Origin of the sequence: Undibacterium sp. RTI2.2, assembly GCF_035018705.1 — a bacterium.
Lineage (GTDB): Bacteria > Pseudomonadota > Gammaproteobacteria > Burkholderiales > Burkholderiaceae_D > Undibacterium.
The window spans coordinates 38,589-54,270 of record NZ_JASJXN010000030.1 but is presented as its reverse complement, the minus strand read 5'-3'; the positions used below and the strand labels follow the sequence as shown (position 1 = coordinate 54,270).

Below are 15,682 nucleotides of genomic sequence, written 5' to 3'. Positions count from 1 at the left end.
ATCAAGAACTTAGGTAAAAAATTAATATACTTTGCTCTATCTTCAATACTATTAACGGCACCGAAATCAATAACTTTAGGGTTTATTAAAAATATTTTTTTATTTATCTATGTTTGTTTAACGACGCAAAAATCCAAAACTTTAGTAAAAAATTGAAAAATATTTTGGAAGAAATCGCTTGCTTGCAACAAAACATGCCGAAAACCATACAAATCAATGATTTTTTATTATTAATTTGTATGGATTTGGAATTGTGGAGGGATGAACTACTGACAAAAGTTGAAAATATAATCATGTGCAATTAAAAATTGCAGTCAATGCAGAGATTTATTCTGCTGTTTGACTATTTGAATGCCAAATACTTTGGCCACGCACTTCTTTACCTAAACCGACCAACAAGGTCTCATGTGCAGCAAGCTCATCATCAGAGGCGCAAACAACAATAACGCCTTGCAGCGGAATGTCTGGAAGTATCTCCTCTACCACAGACACTTTTTCTTCCACTTCAGTCTCTATAGCAAAACTATTTTGCCCACGAGACATCGCCAGGAACACATCCGCCAATAACTCGGCATCTAATAATGCTCCGTGGAGTTTTCGGTGCGAATTAGAAACGTCATAGCGAGTACAGAGGGCATCGAGAGAGTTACGCTTTCCTGGATGCAACTCCTTTGCCTGCACTAATGTGTCAGTAACTTGCTCTACATAGTCGGTAAAGACAGGCAAATTAAGGCGGAGAAACTCGGCATTAAGAAAACCGACGTCAAACGGTGCATTATGGATAACAACTTCTGCATCTTTAATATAAGCGCAAAACTCTTGGACAATTTCTGCAAATTTAGGCTTGTCGCTTAAGAACTCTGTTGTCAATCCATGAACGGCTAACGCGCCCTCTTCCGAGTCACGTTCAGGATTAATGTAGCGATGAAAATTATTGCCAGTTAGCTTGCGGTTAACTAATTCTACGCAACCAATCTCAATCACTCTGTCGCCAGTTCTGGCGTTGAGTCCTGTTGTTTCCGTATCTAAAACAATTTGTCGCTTGATATTTGTCATTTCATACTCGTCATTATTTTTATTAATATTATCTAATTGATAGCAATAGTATTTAAAACTACGTAATTTTTTTTAAATCAATTAGATGAGATCAGGAAAATTTAGATAACTTTCTCGCATTAAATCTAAGGAAAACTAACTATACTCCCCATCATAATTCCAAAAAATGGCTGCTACCTCAATGATTATATGGACGACCTAATATACATACCGGGAGTATAAATATAATCATCTAAATTTACGCATCGACGACAGCATAAACCAGAATAAACACCGCGTATATTTTGGTACCTCACTCTTAAACTTTGATTCTTTTACGTGCTCGGTTAATTAGCATCAGATTCCCACTTGATACAGATTTTTACGTTTGCATCGTCTGTGAAAAATGCGGACTCCATGCCGACACCAGCAGCAAACAAGAGTTTGCTTCCAGCAGATATAAATGGCAAACGTTCTCGTTGCCAAAATGGGATTTTCAAGGTTTGGTAATGACTTTTGATATCTCTGGTTGGCCGATTAAATGCCAACTTCAAGCGCTCACCACCTTGGCGAGGATGTATAGTCAAAACTTGTTGCTTTAACCAAGTCAGATCAACTCCCGTAGAACACTCTTCAAAATATAAGGTTCCACCGTAACTGAGAAATGGGATGCTGGGCTCGCCATTCCAACTAAATTGTATTGGAGTTATCTCACTGCCTTTTACAACATCTTTCGGGGAAGCGTAAATCTTATTCTTGTATCGATGAATCCCCAACGTATCGTGAAAGACACTAATTTTTGCGTCGTCTCGCCCATCAAAAAGCTGATGTCGCATTTCTGTTAGCCTGGCGGTGGTTGGCATGCGCACGCCCTGCTCTCCCAGCCAAAATCGCAATAAATTATCGATGCGGTCAGCGCTGTAATTGCGCAACAAATTAATATCCAATGCGCCATCTATTTCGCAGACACTTCTATCTTGCCGCGCTAATTCCGTCAGTAATCGGTTTGTTGACTGGGCGTGGGAGGCACTTCTTGCCAAGCGTTCAGTGTAGCCTGGCGAAATCACCGATAAGACGGGCATCACCTGATGTCGTAAGGCATTTCGGGCATAACGCTGATCTGCATTAGATTCGTCGTCGACATAAGCAATCGTTGCTTCCTCGGAATAGTCTAACAAGCTTTGTCGCGTCACTCTAAGCAAGGGCCTGGCCAACATGACGGTATCAGACCCTAACAATTTAGGTGCTTTATTAGATAAATCCATCCCGGATAGCCCAGCAACACCAGAGCCACGTAATAACTGTAGCAATACAGTTTCGGCCTGATCGTCTTGATGATGCGCCGTCAGGATAATAGGTAGTTGTCGTTCTTGGCATAAAGCACCTAGCGCTTTATAGCGTGCCTCACGTGCAGAGGATTCGATACCATCCTTGCTTTGCCGATCCACTATGACTTTGACGCCAGCAAAAGTAACACCTGACAAAGCACAAACCGATGCGCAATGTCTGAGCCAAGCATCGGCGTTAATGCTTAAACCATGGTGTACATGAAATGCAAAAAGTGGGATTTTATGCTTCTGGCAAAACTGATTTGCCAAAGCGAGTAAGACTGAAGAATCTAAACCGCCGCTATAAGCGACAGCCAAGCCTTGTTCCGGCAAAGACAACGCATTTTTAGAAAGTATCTCGTTAAGCGTGCGTTCAAAATGATAAGCCAACGTACGCTCATTTTTGGTCGCCGTCATTCTGACAGTTTAGTTTCCTTGAACTTACCATAGCTCATCAATTTTTCATGACGTGCTGCCAATAAATCTTTGGTTTTAACACCTTGAAATTGACGCAAAGTATCTGCTAATGCACGCTTTACGAAAGCACACATTTGCTTAGGGTCGCGATGCGCGCCGCCTAAAGGCTCATTGATAATTTTATCGATCAAACCCATCGCTTTTAATCGATGCGCTGTAAGACCTAATGCCTCAGCCGCATCCGCAGCACGGTCAGAAGTTTTCCATAAAATAGAAGCACAGCCCTCAGGCGAAATCACTGAATAAGTTGCATATTGCAGCATCAATACTGCATCGCCAACCGCCAATGCCAACGCGCCACCAGAACCACCCTCGCCGATAATAGTTGCGATCAGTGGCACTTTTAACTCTGCCATCACATACAAATTGTGGCCAATAGCCTCAGACTGTCCGCGTTCTTCAGCGTCAATCCCAGGCCAGGCACCCGTGGTATCGATAAAAGTAAATACGGGAATATTAAATTTCTCAGCCAGCTTCATCAGACGCATGGCTTTTCTGTAGCCCTCTGGCTTCGGCATACCGAAGTTACGCATTGCGCGTTCTTTTGTGTCGCGTCCTTTTTGATGCCCGATTACCATGCAAGACTGTCCGTTAAAACGAGCCAATCCACCAACAATTGCCTGATCATCTGCAAAACTACGGTCGCCGTGTAACTCATGGAAATCCGTGAATATTTGATTCACATAGTCCATCGTATAAGGACGTTGCGGATGACGAGAAATTTGTGAAACTTGCCAAGGAGTGAGTTTTGCATAAATATCTTTGGTCAACATCTGGCTCTTTTTAGAGAGCCGGTCGATCTCTTCAGAAATATCTACTGCAGAATCATCTTGCACAAAGCGCAATTCTTCAATTTTTGTTTCGAGCTCTGCAATAGATTGCTCAAACCCCAGAAATGTCGTTTTAGTCATTGTGACTCCCAATTGACAACATTGATCTCAACATTAGTCAAAACCAAGCCGCTGTTTCTTAACTTTAAAATATTATTCTGCTACCGGATCAAGGCTGCGCCATAAATACCAAGTTGCAACCGTGCACCAAGTGCCCCAGTTTGCAGCCACCTCTCTTGCATCACTGCGAGAAACGGGCTCACCGGAAAAATAGTTAGTACTAATGCCTTTAAGTAATCCGGGATCATCCAAAGGCAAAATATTCGGACGGAGCAGATTAAATATCAAAAACATCTCTGCTGTCCAGCGTCCTATGCCCCGAATTTGTATTAACTCTGAAATGACGTCTTCGTCGGCCATCTCCGCCCATTTATCGACGTGCAGTCTTTTCTCTTTAAAATGCTCAGCAAGGTCAAGAATATATTCTGTTTTGCGTTTGGACAAGCCGCAGGCAAGCAATTTATCGCTCCCGACTTTCAACACTTGTACATATGTACATTTTGGGCAAAGTTCGAGAAAGCGTTGCCATAAAGCATCTGCGGATTTTACCGAAATTTGCTGAGCTAAAATAGAGCGAGTGAGGGTTGTAAAAGGGTCATCGCGACCAATTAGATACAAATCGCCAAATTGAGGGATCAATTTGCGCATAATTCTATCGCGCTTCATCAACTCAACTTTTGCACTCTCCCAATATGCTGGTACTTGCGGCATATCTTTAGATGAAAGACCTATTTTTTCGATAACACTCATGCCCTGCGCCATTCGGTCAAACCACCAGCTTTGTCCTCAAGAATAATGCCCTCAGCTAAAAGTTCGTTACGAAGCCGGTCGGATTCAGCAAAATTCTTTGCTATTTTAGCCGCAGTACGCGCATCAATCCTTGACTGGATCTGGGTCATATCGTTGTCATTCAAAATTTGGGGAGATGCATGCAAATACTCGCTTGGCGAGCGTTGTAGCAAGCCTATAGTTCCAGCTAAGGCTTTTAATTGTCGCGCAAGTATAGGGGATTTCGTTTTATTCAGGTCATTTGCCAAGTCAAACAAGACAGAGATTGCAATTGGCGTATTGAAATCATCCAACATTGCGTCAGCAAAACGTTCGGCGTAGGCATCACTCAGATCCAGAGGTAATGCGTCACCTGGTATTTCTTTTAAAGCATTGTACAAACGAGTCAAAGCTGATTTTGCATCATCCAAATGCGCATCAGAATAATTTAGTGGGCTACGATAATGCGCTCTTAATATGAAGAAAAGAACCACTTCCGGGTCATATTTTTTTAGAACATCACGGATCGTAAAAAAGTTGCCCAACGATTTAGACATTTTTTCGTTGTCCAAACGCACAAACCCGTTATGCATCCAATAATTAACGAAAGTATGCTGATGAGCGCCCTCAGACTGGGCAATTTCGTTTTCATGATGAGGGAACTGCAAATCTTGCCCGCCACCATGGATATCAAATTGCTCACCCAATAAATCGCCTGCCATTGCTGAGCATTCAATATGCCAGCCCGGTCGTCCCGTTCCCCATGGCGATTGCCATTTCACTTCTTCAGGTTCGGTTTCTTTAGCGGACTTCCAAAGCACGAAATCCAAAGGGTCACGTTTACCGGTATTAATATCGATTCTCTCACCAGCGCGCAGATCGTCTAATGACTTACCCGATAACTTGCCATACCCAGCAAAGTCACGAACAGAATAATTAACATCGCCATCAGTTGCTTTATACGCCAAACCATTTGCTTCCAACTTGCCAATCAAATTAAGCATTTGTGGAATATATTGCGTTGCCCGCGGCGCATAATCAGGTGCCTGCACACCTAAGGCCTCAGCATCCTCATTCATATAATTGATAAAACGACCGGTCAGTTGTGAAATTGTTTCACCGTTCTCAACTGCGCGTTTGATGATTTTGTCGTCGATATCTGTGATATTGCGTACATAGGTCACATCAAAACCAGAATTTCTCAACCAGCGCTGCACCATATCAAATACGACCATCACGCGCGCATGCCCTAAATGACAATAGTCATAAACCGTCATACCGCATACATACATACGAATTTTGCCAGGTTCAATCGGGACGAAGATTTGCTTTTCGCGAGTCAGGGTGTTGTATATTTTTTGTTTAGTCATGAGCTGCGTGTAAATTGTTTTGCAAGATGATTGCGCGCAATGGCATTAAGCAAATAAACTCCGTTGTCGGCATGTTTACTTGTTAAAGCTAAAGCGTGTCAAAAACCCATTTTGTGCGCATCTTTGTTAAGATGTCGCTTTATACTCAGTATAACATTGCCGAAGCGATGTTCCTCTGTTCACTAATGAAACCAAGTCCATTTACTATGCGCCACATCTTTAAAAGTGTTTTTGCGTTATCAAGCCTGTCTTTGGCGCTGATGTCATCGCCATCTTTTGCGGATGACGCATCGGATATTTCTAAAATGTTTCGTGCTGGACAAACGGTAGAGGCCTCTGCAAAACTGGACGCATTATTAGTCCAACGCCCTAAAGACGCTCAATTACGCTTTCTTAAAGGTTTGATTCTGACTGATCAAAATAAATCATCAGAAGCGATTGCGGTATTTTCCAAGTTGACCGACGATTACCCTGAGTTGCCAGAACCTTATAATAATCTGGCAGTATTGTATGCCTCCACAGGACAATACGATAAAGCCAGAGCATCGTTAGAAATGGCGATTCGGACCAATCCTACTTATGGCACAGCGCATGAGAATTTAGGTGATGTCTACGCGAAATTAGCAAGTCAATCTTACGATAAAGCCTTGCAACTTGATTCTGCAAACAGCGGTGCGAAACTAAAACTGACGCTGGTCAAAAATCTGATTGGCAATACGACAGGCGGCACCAATCCTAAAGCAGCAAGCAGCACGTCTGCCGTCGCTGCAGCAAATCCAACTAAAGTCGCGCCGGCTAAAGCAGAACCAGACCCGGTTAAAACAGCAAAAGTTGAGACTAAAGCGGTTCCAAAAACCGATCCAAAAGTAGAAGCAAAACCGGTTGTCACCGCAACAAATAATGATCAGGATGACGCTTTGAAAGTAGTAGAAAGCTGGGCAAAAGCATGGAGTAGTAAAGATACCAGTGCATATCTTGCCCATTACGCCAAAGACTTCGATACTCCCAAAGGTGAAACCCGCAAAGCTTGGGCCGAAGAACGTCGCGCCAGGATTGAGGGCAAAGGTCATATTAACGTCAAGATTGAATCAGCTAAAGTCAGTATTGATGGTAACAATGCGACCGTAAAATTCCGTCAAATTTATAGCTCTGACCAACTGACAGCCAATAGTCGCAAAACCTTAGCGCTGGTAAAACAGGATGGGAAATGGCTCATCAAGCAGGAGCGTGCGGGTAGCTGATGTATCGCTCTGCTGTGTTTTTTTATTCTCGTCTGCTCAAAGTTAGACAATACTTTTGTTTGAGTTTTTTATTGTTGATAACGATGTCACTTTTCACAGTGCCATCATTACTTCATGCTAAGTCACGCGCTGAGAAAACAGCGTCTGCCGATGCCACTCAGCACCTGCCTGATCCAGATATTTTATTAATTGAAGTGTATAAAAGTCTTGCCGCGAATCACTTGCAAGAGGCGCAGTTAAAAGCGGATGATCTGATAGAAGCCTATCCAAATTTCCAATTAGGGCATTTGATACGCGGCGATTTACTCTTGATGCATACCCGCTCGGTGAATAGCTTTGGTGGCAGCTCAAACGGATCGGCAGAAAAACTCAAAGATCTGCGTGACGAAGCGATTGTCCGAATAAAAGCAATTCGTGAAAAACCAGATCCTAGTCTAATGCCACGAAATATTCTGCAACTCAGAGAAGATCAAAAACAAGTATTACTAGTTGACGCAAAAAAATCACGCCTGTACTTATATGAAAACGAACACGGTCAACTTAAATTCCTCACCGATTTTTATGTCAGCCAAGGCAAGTTTGGCATCAATAAATCAAAAGAAGGCGATCAAAAAACGCCGATAGGTGTCTATTACATTACGAGTCATCTGTCGGGCTCTAAACTCCCTGACTTTTATGGCCCTGGCGCGCTACCAATTAACTATCCAAACGAATGGGATAAAATCAATGGCCGCAGCGGATCAGGCATTTGGCTGCACGGTGTTCCATCAGAAAATTTTAGTCGACCGCCTATGGCATCTGATGGCTGCGTTGTTTTAACTAATCCTGATTTTTTAAAAATCGCTGCCATGATCGACATCGGCAAAACGCCTGTGATCATCAGCGAGCAATTAGAATTTTTGACAGCAGCAAAATGGAATGTAGAGAAACAATCTGCCAGTAAAATGTTAGAAGACTGGCGTTCGGATTTAGAAAGTCAAAATCCGAATCGTCTGCTGAATAATTATTCAAGAAATTTTAAGACCATGCAGGGCGACAATCTCAACGCCTGGTTTCCAAAACAGCAACAAGCGATTGAGGGCTTACAGCATTTGTCTGTCAAGCTGAAAGAGATAACGCAATTCCGCTACCCAGGCAAAGATGAGTTAATCGTCAGTACCTTTACTCAGGAAACGATTGCAGGTAAAAGTAAAAGTAGCGTACGTAAACGTCAGTATTGGATCAAAGAAGCTGCCAAGTGGAGAATTATCTATGAAGCGCAAGTTTAACCAGCCAAGGAAAACTATGTCATACAACCGCCGTCGCGCCCTCTCTTTATTATCTTTATTGGCTGGATCCGTTCTGGCTTTAAATACCACATTCGCCGTCGCGCAAGACTTTCCCAAAGTGGCATTGAAAACGAATTTGGGTGAAATTGTGTTGGAATTACATCCTGAAGCGGCGCCCAAAACGGTAGAAAATTTTATCCGTTATGTCAAAGCAGGCCATTACAACGGTACGATTTTTCATCGTGTGATTGATAACTTCATGATCCAAGGTGGCGGTTTTGATAAAAACATGAAAGAAAAATCAACCAATAAGCCTATCGCGTTAGAGGCACGTCAGTCCTTAGAGGCTGGCTGGAAAAATGATGTAGGCACCGTTGCTATGGCACGCACCAATGATCCTAATTCGGCGACAGCCCAATTTTTTATTAACGTCAACGATAACGAATTTTTAAATCATCAGGTATTACCAGAAGGTGATCCTGTAGAATTTAGTCGCAGAGGCAATCTGACCAAAGCGCCACGTGCAGAGGCCTTGTTAGCCACCGCTGGTTATGCTGTTTTTGGCAAAGTTATTAGCGGCATGGACGTAGTGAATAAAATCAAAGCAGTCGAAACCAGTAGTTCAGGCATGATGGAAAACGTCCCCAATCGTCCCATCATTATAGAATCTGCCAAGCTAATCAAATAATATACAATCAAGTATCTACCTAATAAAACCTCTTCATCTTTACTTATCAAGGACTATCATGGCCGTTATTCTGACCACCAATCATGGCAATATCACAATCGAACTCGATGCCGAAAAAGCGCCTAAAACAGTCGCTAACTTTATCGCCTATGTCGAGTCCGGCCACTACAGCGGCACGATTTTTCACCGCGTTATCGACGGCTTTATGATCCAAGGCGGTGGCTTTGAGCCAGGCATGAAGCAAAAACCGACTAATGCTCCGATTGAAAATGAAGCAAAAAATGGTTTGAAAAACCAACACTACACCATCGCAATGGCGCGTACTGGGGACCCTCATTCTGCTTCTGCGCAGTTCTTCATTAATACTGGCAATAACAGTTTTCTGGATTATCCTGGACAAGATGGCTGGGGCTATTGTGTCTTTGGCACAGTGACAGAAGGTAAGGATATTGTAGATAAAATCAAATCGGTTAAAACAACCCGTACCGGCATGTTCCAAGATGTGCCGGTAGAAAATGTTTTGATTGAAAAAGCAGAAATCGTTTAAATCATTAAACGAAAAGAAATTAGTCGATAGTGATCGCTCCACATAACCACTCAAAAGCGCAGCCAACTTTGGTTGCGCTTTTTGCTTCTGATGTGCATTTACGCGCATCACTCCCAAAAACTAGCCAGGCTTTTTTTGCGTTTTTAAAAACGCAGGCACCTCAAGCAAAACAATTATTTTTGTTGGGTGATTTGTTTGAATATTGGGCAGGCGATGACGATATTGTCGATGACTATAATCAAAAAATAGTCGACGCTCTACGCGCAGTGAACGATACCGGAACAGAGATCTTCTGGATCGCTGGCAATCGGGATTTTTTAATTGGCGATCTATTTGCAGAGGCAACCGGCGCTCAATTACTACCTGACCCAAGCGTGATTACGCTGGCTGGTAAGCAAATAGTGATTGCCCACGGTGACGCGCAATGTACTGACGATGTTGCTTATATAGCGTTTCGCAATCAAGTACGTCAAACGGCGTGGCAAACACAGTTTCTCAACATGCCACTGACACAGCGCAAAGCTATTATTGAAGGTATGCGTAAAGACAGCAAGATGGAACAAAAAGGCAAAAGCCTTGCGATCATGGATGTCAATCAAGCAGCGATAGAAAAGCTTTTCTCAGAGACCGGCGCGAAGATCATGATTCATGGCCACACACACAGGCCTGCAATACACCAGCACGGACAAACTACACGCTATGTCTTACCTGATTGGGATTGCGATGTAGGCATAACGGAGCTAGCTCGTGGTGGCTGGCTTGCGCTCTACGACAATGGAGAATTCGTCAGTTATCAGTTTGATGGAACACGCATTGGCACTCCATCTAAAGCGAGCTGAATACTCTCATCTTAAATATACTCCTATACAGTATATTTAAACGTCCAATAATAACCTGGTCAATATGGCTATTTTGACGAATTTAAGGGGGAGTATATCAATCCGACATGTAATTCAATGCCATTTTTGATTGATATTTCCAGGGTCTGGCCGACTAAGTTATTTTAGCTCTGTAAGAAAAGAAAAAGTACATTATCGATTTTGCGTAAGTCCTATAAAAATAGAATAATCGCCTCAGATCAATCAACCAAACTATTAATTTGTTCTGGATTGAGCTTATCGGTGGCCGCTTGTTGCTCGCAGGCGATGCCTGCACTGGCAAGTGCGATGGTTAATTTTTCTATTTGCTCTTGCTGTGCGGCGGCATGGTCGATCAACTTATGTAGCACTTTAGAAATCGGATCATCACCGTTCGACGTTACACCATAGGCACTAAACAAATTGCCTGTACCAGCATCGGACGCGGATTCTTTTTTTACGATATGAGCCGGATTACCGACGGCAGTTGCGCCAGCTGGCACGGGTTTAACCACGACAGAATTAGAACCAATTTTGGCACCTGCACCAATCGTAAAACCACCTAGCACTTTAGCACCGGCACCGACAATCACACCTGGTTCTAAAGTCGGATGCCGCTTAGCGCCTTTAGAGAGTGAGGTCCCACCTAAAGTCACTCCCTGATAGATCGTGCATTCGTCACCGATCTCCGCGGTCTCACCAATCACAACACCAAAACCATGATCGATAAAAACTCTGCGTCCTATGGTTGCGCCCGGATGGATTTCTATGCCAGTCACGATGCGCGCCAAATGGGCAATAAAACGCCCCAGCCACTTCAAACCACGAGTCCAGCACCACTTTGCCCAACCATGCATCAAGATTGCATGAAAGCCTGGATAACAAGTCACGACCTCCCAAGTATTGCGGGCAGCAGGATCTCGTTGGATGATGTTGGCGATATCTTCGCGCAAGCGGCTAAACATGATGTGATCTGTAAAAAATAAAAGAATGAGAATGGCAGAAACCAAAAGGGAGATGCATCTTAGCGCGTCCAGAAAATTCCTGCCGACACTAAACGAACTCCTGAGGAGTCCGCGCTAAGATGAAGAGATCAGAGCACCGCTAAAGAAATGTCGATATAGAGACAAGAATATTATCGGACACCCGGCAAACGCTGTCTACGAGCTTCGTATAGACACAAGCCAGAGGCAACTGAGACATTTAAACTTTCAACCGAACCAAACATTGGAATACTAACCAATGCATCGCAGGTTTCTCTAGTCAAGCGGCGCATGCCCTCGCCTTCCGACCCCATAACGATCGCAATACCGCCCTTAAAATCAACGTCGTAAATCGTCTTATCCACTTCATCAGAAGTACCAACCAACATGATGTCGCGTTCTTTTAATTCACGCAAAGTACGCGCCAGATTCGTTACTGTGATGTACGGCACCGTCTCTGCCGCGCCGCTGGCGACTTTGGCTGCAGTCGCGTTTAAACCAACAGCCCGGTCTTTTGGCGCAATGACTGCGTGTGCACCGGCACCATCAGCCACCCGTAAACATGCGCCCAGATTATGCGGATCGGTGATGCCATCCAAGATGAGCAATAAGGGTGGGCCTTCAATTGCATCCAATAATTCATCCAAATTGCGTGCTAAAGATAACTCACCTGCTTTTGCCACAACACCTTGATGACGGCGAGTGCCGACAATATTGGATAAACGCTGATCATCTGCCGGAATAATACGCACACCTGCTGCTTTTGCTGCACTTAACAGGTCTTTCATACGGCCATCAACACGCGAAGAATCCACGTAAATTTCTTCTACTGAGGACGCCTCATGACGAATACGAGATGTCACAGCATGGAAACCAAAAATCATTTTATTTTTCATTATTTACTTCTTTAATTTATTTCTTTGTTCAACTAAATGGGGCGTTCATTCCATGTACCACAGATCACACGGAATATTTACTACGTCAGAAACTTACTATGTTTGTCGCACTTACTACATTTGCAGCAAATCCAACATATCGTGTGCATATCTGTTTTACTTAAGCACCTTCAATTACGTGCTTTTTGATGCAGGAATTGATCATTTCTTTTACTGTTTCTTTTACCGTTTCTTTTTGCCGCTCCTAGATGCTGCGCGAGGTGCGCGTTCGGTGGTTGCAGGCTTACCGGAACGCGAATTCGCAGCCGGACTAGCGGCTTTAGCTGCGGTTTTATTCGGCGCTTTTGCACTTGCCTTATTTGTCTTCACGCCAGCTTTACCTACGCTGGCTTTACCTGCTTTAGCGCGCTCAGTAGCGCCTGAATTACCACGGGCATCTGCCGCTGGTGCAATGCGAGCAGCAGCACCGCTGGCTGGTACGATTGCCAAATCAATTTTGCGTGCGTCGAGATCAACCCGGCTTACCTGCACTTTGATTTTGTCTGCTAATTGATAACGCTTGCCCGTGCGCTCACCACGCAACTCGTGACGTGCATCATCGAACTGAAAATAATCAGCACCAAGTTCAGTAATATGCACCAAGCCTTCGATATAAATATCATCCAATTGCACGAAAATACCAAACTGCGTTACGCCCGAAATAGTGCCGCTAAATTCTTCACCGAGTTTATTCCTGATGAAATAACATTTCAGCCAGGCTTCCACGTCGCGGGACGCTTCATCTGCTCTGCGCTCATTTGCAGAGCAATGCACACCAAGAGCATCCCAAATGGTCAGATCTTGCTCTGCTTTGGGCTTTTTACCAGCAGCCTTATCAATAATTTGCTGTTTGCGCGCGGCATTAGAAACCGTCGTATTGAGCAAGCTGGTATCTATCCCTTTTGGCTCATATTTTTTGCCTAACAAAATGGCTTTGATCGCTCTATGCGTCAACAGATCAGGATAACGTCGGATCGGGCTGGTGAAATGCGCATAAGCGTCATAGGACAAACCAAAATGGCCGATATTATCCGGGCTGTAGACCGCTTGTTGCATAGAGCGCAGCAACATGGTTTGCAGCAAACTGGAGTCTGGACGCCCTTTGATTTTGCCCATGAGTTCAGCATAATCAGAGGCGGATGGTTTATCCCCACCCGTTAAATTAAGGCCGACTTGCTTTAAGAAGTTTCTGACTTGCGTCAGTTTTTCTTTGGTCGGTCCTGCATGAATGCGATAGGTTCCCGGTTGCTTGTATGTCTCCAGCAAATTAGCAGCACATACATTGGCAGCCAACATGCATTCTTCGATCAGCTTGTGCGCATCATTGCGAGTACGCGGCAGAATTTTTTCTATCTTGCCGGCGGCATTGCAAACGATATAGGTTTCCGTCGTCTCAAAATCAATTGCACCACGACGATGGCGGGCTTTTAACAATGCCTGGAAACAGTCGTATAAATCCAATAAGTGCGGTACTAAGGTCAGACGTTTGTTTGCCTCCGGACCTTTGGTATTACCTAAAATTGCAGCGACTTCTGTGTAAGTAAAGCGAGCGGAAGAATGAATAACAGATGGATAAAATTGATACGCTGTCACTTCCCCGTCGAGAGAAATCACCATATCGCAGACTAAAGTCAATCGATCCACATCAGGGTTAAGCGAGCACAATCCGTTCGACAATTTTTCCGGTAGCATCGGGATAACCCGGCGCGGGAAGTAAACCGATGTACTGCGTAATAATGCATCTTGATCGAGTGCGTCATTTGGTTTGACGTAATGACTAACATCGGCAATCGCAACAATCAGACGATAGCCTTTTGATCGACCAGTTTTAATGGCTTCGCAATAGACGGCATCATCAAAGTCACGTGCGTCTTCACCATCAATGGTTACCAGCGGGATATCGCGCAAATCAACACGATCAACCAAATCAGCATCGCGGATCTCGGAAGGCAATTTACTGGCTGCTTTTTTTGCTGATTCAGAAAACTCATGCGGTACGCCAAATTTTCTGACGGCGATTTCGATTTCCATTCCGGGATCATCAACGTCGCCTAATACCTCAACAATGCGGCCAACTGCTTGTGCATATTTAGTCGGTTGTTCGGTCAGTTCTACGCTAACAACTTGTCCCGATTTAGCTTTGCCAGGCGAACCCGCAAGCAAAATATCCTGACTAAATCGTTTATCTTCTGGAGCAACGATCCACACGCCATTCTCATTGAGCAACCGTCCAATGATATGGGTATTAGCACGCTCTAAAATTTCGATAATGCCGCCTTCCAGGCGACCTCGCCGGTCTGTGCCGACAACACGTGCGGTGACGCGATCACCATGTAATACGCGTTGCATTTCTCTTTCTGGCAAAAACAAATCTTCGCTACCGTCTTCTGGCGTTAAAAACCCATAACCATCGCGATGGCTACTAACCCGACCGGAAATAAAATTATCCTGATTGGCAAGCGTGTAGTTTCCAGACTTATCTTGCTTGACCTGCCCATCTCTTTCCATCGCGTTTAATCGTCGCACCATGCCGTCAAGCTCCTCAGGTTTTACGCCTAGTTGGTCTGCAATCGTCTCCACCTGTTGCTTCGAGCTCGAGGTGCGCAGGATGCCGAGAATTTCCTCGCGGCTTGGAATGGGGTAGGAATGTTTATTCAAGAGTTGAAAATCTTTTCTTCAGTATGATTAAAAATGGGTTCCTGTCACTTTTACAGGAAGTACTTAGTTTACCGGAGCGCAAGCAAATTGCCTAACTTTACTCTCTATCTTACGTCCCTGAACTGGCCAAGCTATTGACTTAGTACGCGGATACTCTATAATCACGTCTTTCGTTGCCCACGTGGCGGAATTGGTAGACGCGCATGGTTCAGGTCCATGTGCCTTCGGGTGTGGGGGTTCGAGTCCCTCCGTGGGCACCAAGTATTTTAAGCCTCGTTGATTTTTCAACGAGGCTTTTTGCTATTTGGATGACTAAATTCGTTTGCATTTTCGCTTTCGCTCAACACCGCTCCTAGCTTCTACTCAATGCATTACACATCGAGTATTTGGTCGCTGAGTTGATTGAGGAGAAATCTCATCTGTTCAGCGAACGGTTTTAAGATTATAACTGCGAATACACGACTCATTGATGACACAAGCGAAGCAAATGTGATCGATCTAAAGATCAACCCCGATCTTTGCTCAAGCCCATCTAAAACTATCGTTTTATTTATACATCTCCTAGCTTTTTATCTCATCTGCTCTTCAGATAACATATTGATTACTAGAGAAATTTAATCTATCAGTTTTTTACCTA

The 15,682-nt window shown here is 44.0% G+C and carries 13 protein-coding genes and 1 tRNA gene; 6 read left to right on the top strand and 8 right to left on the bottom strand.

The features are described 5' to 3' along the window. Window positions 1–327 precede the first annotated feature (327 nt). The 5 genes from dnaQ to cysS all read right to left on the bottom strand — a co-directional run bounded on the left by dnaQ (window position 328) and on the right by cysS (window position 5,868). Window positions 328–1,056 (bottom strand): DNA polymerase III subunit epsilon, encoded by a 729-nt coding sequence (dnaQ, locus tag QN395_RS15520; protein ID WP_322119062.1) that lies wholly within the window; start codon window positions 1,054–1,056, stop codon window positions 328–330. A gap of 326 nt (window positions 1,057–1,382) precedes the next feature. Beyond that, complete coding sequence (gene tilS, locus QN395_RS15515; RefSeq protein WP_322119063.1) at window positions 1,383–2,780, bottom strand: tRNA lysidine(34) synthetase TilS; 1,398 nt, start codon at window positions 2,778–2,780, stop codon at window positions 1,383–1,385. Next, window positions 2,777–3,751, bottom strand: coding sequence for an acetyl-CoA carboxylase carboxyltransferase subunit alpha (locus QN395_RS15510; RefSeq protein ID WP_322119064.1), 975 nt, complete (start codon window positions 3,749–3,751; stop codon window positions 2,777–2,779). Before QN395_RS15510 ends, tilS begins: the two co-directional genes overlap by 4 nt. A gap of 72 nt (window positions 3,752–3,823) precedes the next feature. Next, window positions 3,824–4,480: a DNA-3-methyladenine glycosylase 2 family protein gene (locus QN395_RS15505; protein ID WP_322119065.1), complete on the bottom strand. Its 657-nt coding sequence runs from the start codon at window positions 4,478–4,480 to the stop codon at window positions 3,824–3,826. Beyond that, on the bottom strand, window positions 4,477–5,868 hold the full coding sequence (gene cysS, locus QN395_RS15500) for a cysteine--tRNA ligase (RefSeq protein ID WP_323492606.1): 1,392 nt from the start codon (window positions 5,866–5,868) through the stop codon (window positions 4,477–4,479). The genes QN395_RS15505 and cysS overlap by 4 nt, the downstream gene beginning before the upstream one ends. A 260-nt stretch (window positions 5,869–6,128) precedes the next feature. Here cysS and QN395_RS15495 point away from each other — a divergent pair, with 260 nt between their 5' ends. The 5 genes from QN395_RS15495 (at window position 6,129) to QN395_RS15475 (ending at window position 10,451) form a co-directional block, all read left to right on the top strand. Beyond that, a complete protein-coding gene (locus tag QN395_RS15495; protein ID WP_323492605.1) occupies window positions 6,129–7,109 on the top strand; it encodes a tetratricopeptide repeat protein in 981 nt (326 codons plus the stop codon). 83 nt (window positions 7,110–7,192) lie between these two features. Further along, window positions 7,193–8,377: a L,D-transpeptidase family protein gene (locus tag QN395_RS15490; RefSeq protein ID WP_322119068.1), complete on the top strand. Its 1,185-nt coding sequence runs from the start codon at window positions 7,193–7,195 to the stop codon at window positions 8,375–8,377. A gap of 16 nt (window positions 8,378–8,393) precedes the next feature. After that, window positions 8,394–9,065, top strand: a complete 672-nt coding sequence (locus tag QN395_RS15485; protein ID WP_322119069.1) for a peptidylprolyl isomerase — start codon at window positions 8,394–8,396, stop codon at window positions 9,063–9,065. A 58-nt stretch (window positions 9,066–9,123) separates the two neighbouring features. Further along, window positions 9,124–9,612 (top strand): peptidylprolyl isomerase, encoded by a 489-nt coding sequence (locus QN395_RS15480; RefSeq protein WP_322119070.1) that lies wholly within the window; start codon window positions 9,124–9,126, stop codon window positions 9,610–9,612. 29 nt (window positions 9,613–9,641) lie between these two features. Then, on the top strand, window positions 9,642–10,451 hold the full coding sequence (locus QN395_RS15475; RefSeq protein WP_322119071.1) for a UDP-2,3-diacylglucosamine diphosphatase: 810 nt from the start codon (window positions 9,642–9,644) through the stop codon (window positions 10,449–10,451). A gap of 239 nt (window positions 10,452–10,690) precedes the next feature. Here the strand turns inward: QN395_RS15475 and cysE are convergent, their stop codons facing one another. The 3 genes from cysE to rnr all read right to left on the bottom strand — a co-directional run bounded on the left by cysE (window position 10,691) and on the right by rnr (window position 15,045). Then, window positions 10,691–11,434 carry a serine O-acetyltransferase gene (gene cysE / locus QN395_RS15470; RefSeq protein ID WP_323492604.1) on the bottom strand — a complete coding sequence of 248 codons (744 nt, stop codon included), beginning with the start codon at window positions 11,432–11,434 and terminating at the stop codon, window positions 10,691–10,693. Between the two features lie 170 nt (window positions 11,435–11,604). Next, window positions 11,605–12,348 carry a 23S rRNA (guanosine(2251)-2'-O)-methyltransferase RlmB gene (gene rlmB, locus QN395_RS15465; RefSeq protein WP_322119072.1) on the bottom strand — a complete coding sequence of 248 codons (744 nt, stop codon included), beginning with the start codon at window positions 12,346–12,348 and terminating at the stop codon, window positions 11,605–11,607. A 222-nt stretch (window positions 12,349–12,570) separates the two neighbouring features. Further along, window positions 12,571–15,045 carry a ribonuclease R gene (gene rnr, locus QN395_RS15460; protein ID WP_322119073.1) on the bottom strand — a complete coding sequence of 825 codons (2,475 nt, stop codon included), beginning with the start codon at window positions 15,043–15,045 and terminating at the stop codon, window positions 12,571–12,573. Between the two features lie 175 nt (window positions 15,046–15,220). Between rnr and QN395_RS15455 the strand changes: the two genes are divergently transcribed. Next, a tRNA-Leu gene (locus QN395_RS15455) sits at window positions 15,221–15,305 on the top strand. The last annotated feature ends 377 nt before the right edge of the window (window positions 15,306–15,682 follow it).

What these genes read in the sequence shown, in the direction of transcription:
- QN395_RS15495 (WP_323492605.1), top strand. Translation starts at nt 6,129, where the DNA reads ATGTCATCGCCATCTTTTGCGGATGACGCATCGGATATTTCTAAAATG.
- tilS (WP_322119063.1), bottom strand. Translation starts at nt 2,780, where the DNA reads ATGACGGCGACCAAAAATGAGCGTACGTTGGCTTATCATTTTGAACGC.
- cysS (WP_323492606.1), bottom strand. Translation starts at nt 5,868, where the DNA reads ATGACTAAACAAAAAATATACAACACCCTGACTCGCGAAAAGCAAATC.
- QN395_RS15485 (WP_322119069.1), top strand. Translation starts at nt 8,394, where the DNA reads ATGTCATACAACCGCCGTCGCGCCCTCTCTTTATTATCTTTATTGGCT.
- QN395_RS15505 (WP_322119065.1), bottom strand. Translation starts at nt 4,480, where the DNA reads ATGAGTGTTATCGAAAAAATAGGTCTTTCATCTAAAGATATGCCGCAA.
- QN395_RS15480 (WP_322119070.1), top strand. Translation starts at nt 9,124, where the DNA reads ATGGCCGTTATTCTGACCACCAATCATGGCAATATCACAATCGAACTC.
- QN395_RS15490 (WP_322119068.1), top strand. Translation starts at nt 7,193, where the DNA reads ATGTCACTTTTCACAGTGCCATCATTACTTCATGCTAAGTCACGCGCT.
- dnaQ (WP_322119062.1), bottom strand. Translation starts at nt 1,056, where the DNA reads ATGACAAATATCAAGCGACAAATTGTTTTAGATACGGAAACAACAGGA.
- QN395_RS15510 (WP_322119064.1), bottom strand. Translation starts at nt 3,751, where the DNA reads ATGACTAAAACGACATTTCTGGGGTTTGAGCAATCTATTGCAGAGCTC.
- rlmB (WP_322119072.1), bottom strand. Translation starts at nt 12,348, where the DNA reads ATGAAAAATAAAATGATTTTTGGTTTCCATGCTGTGACATCTCGTATT.
- cysE (WP_323492604.1), bottom strand. Translation starts at nt 11,434, where the DNA reads ATGTTTAGCCGCTTGCGCGAAGATATCGCCAACATCATCCAACGAGAT.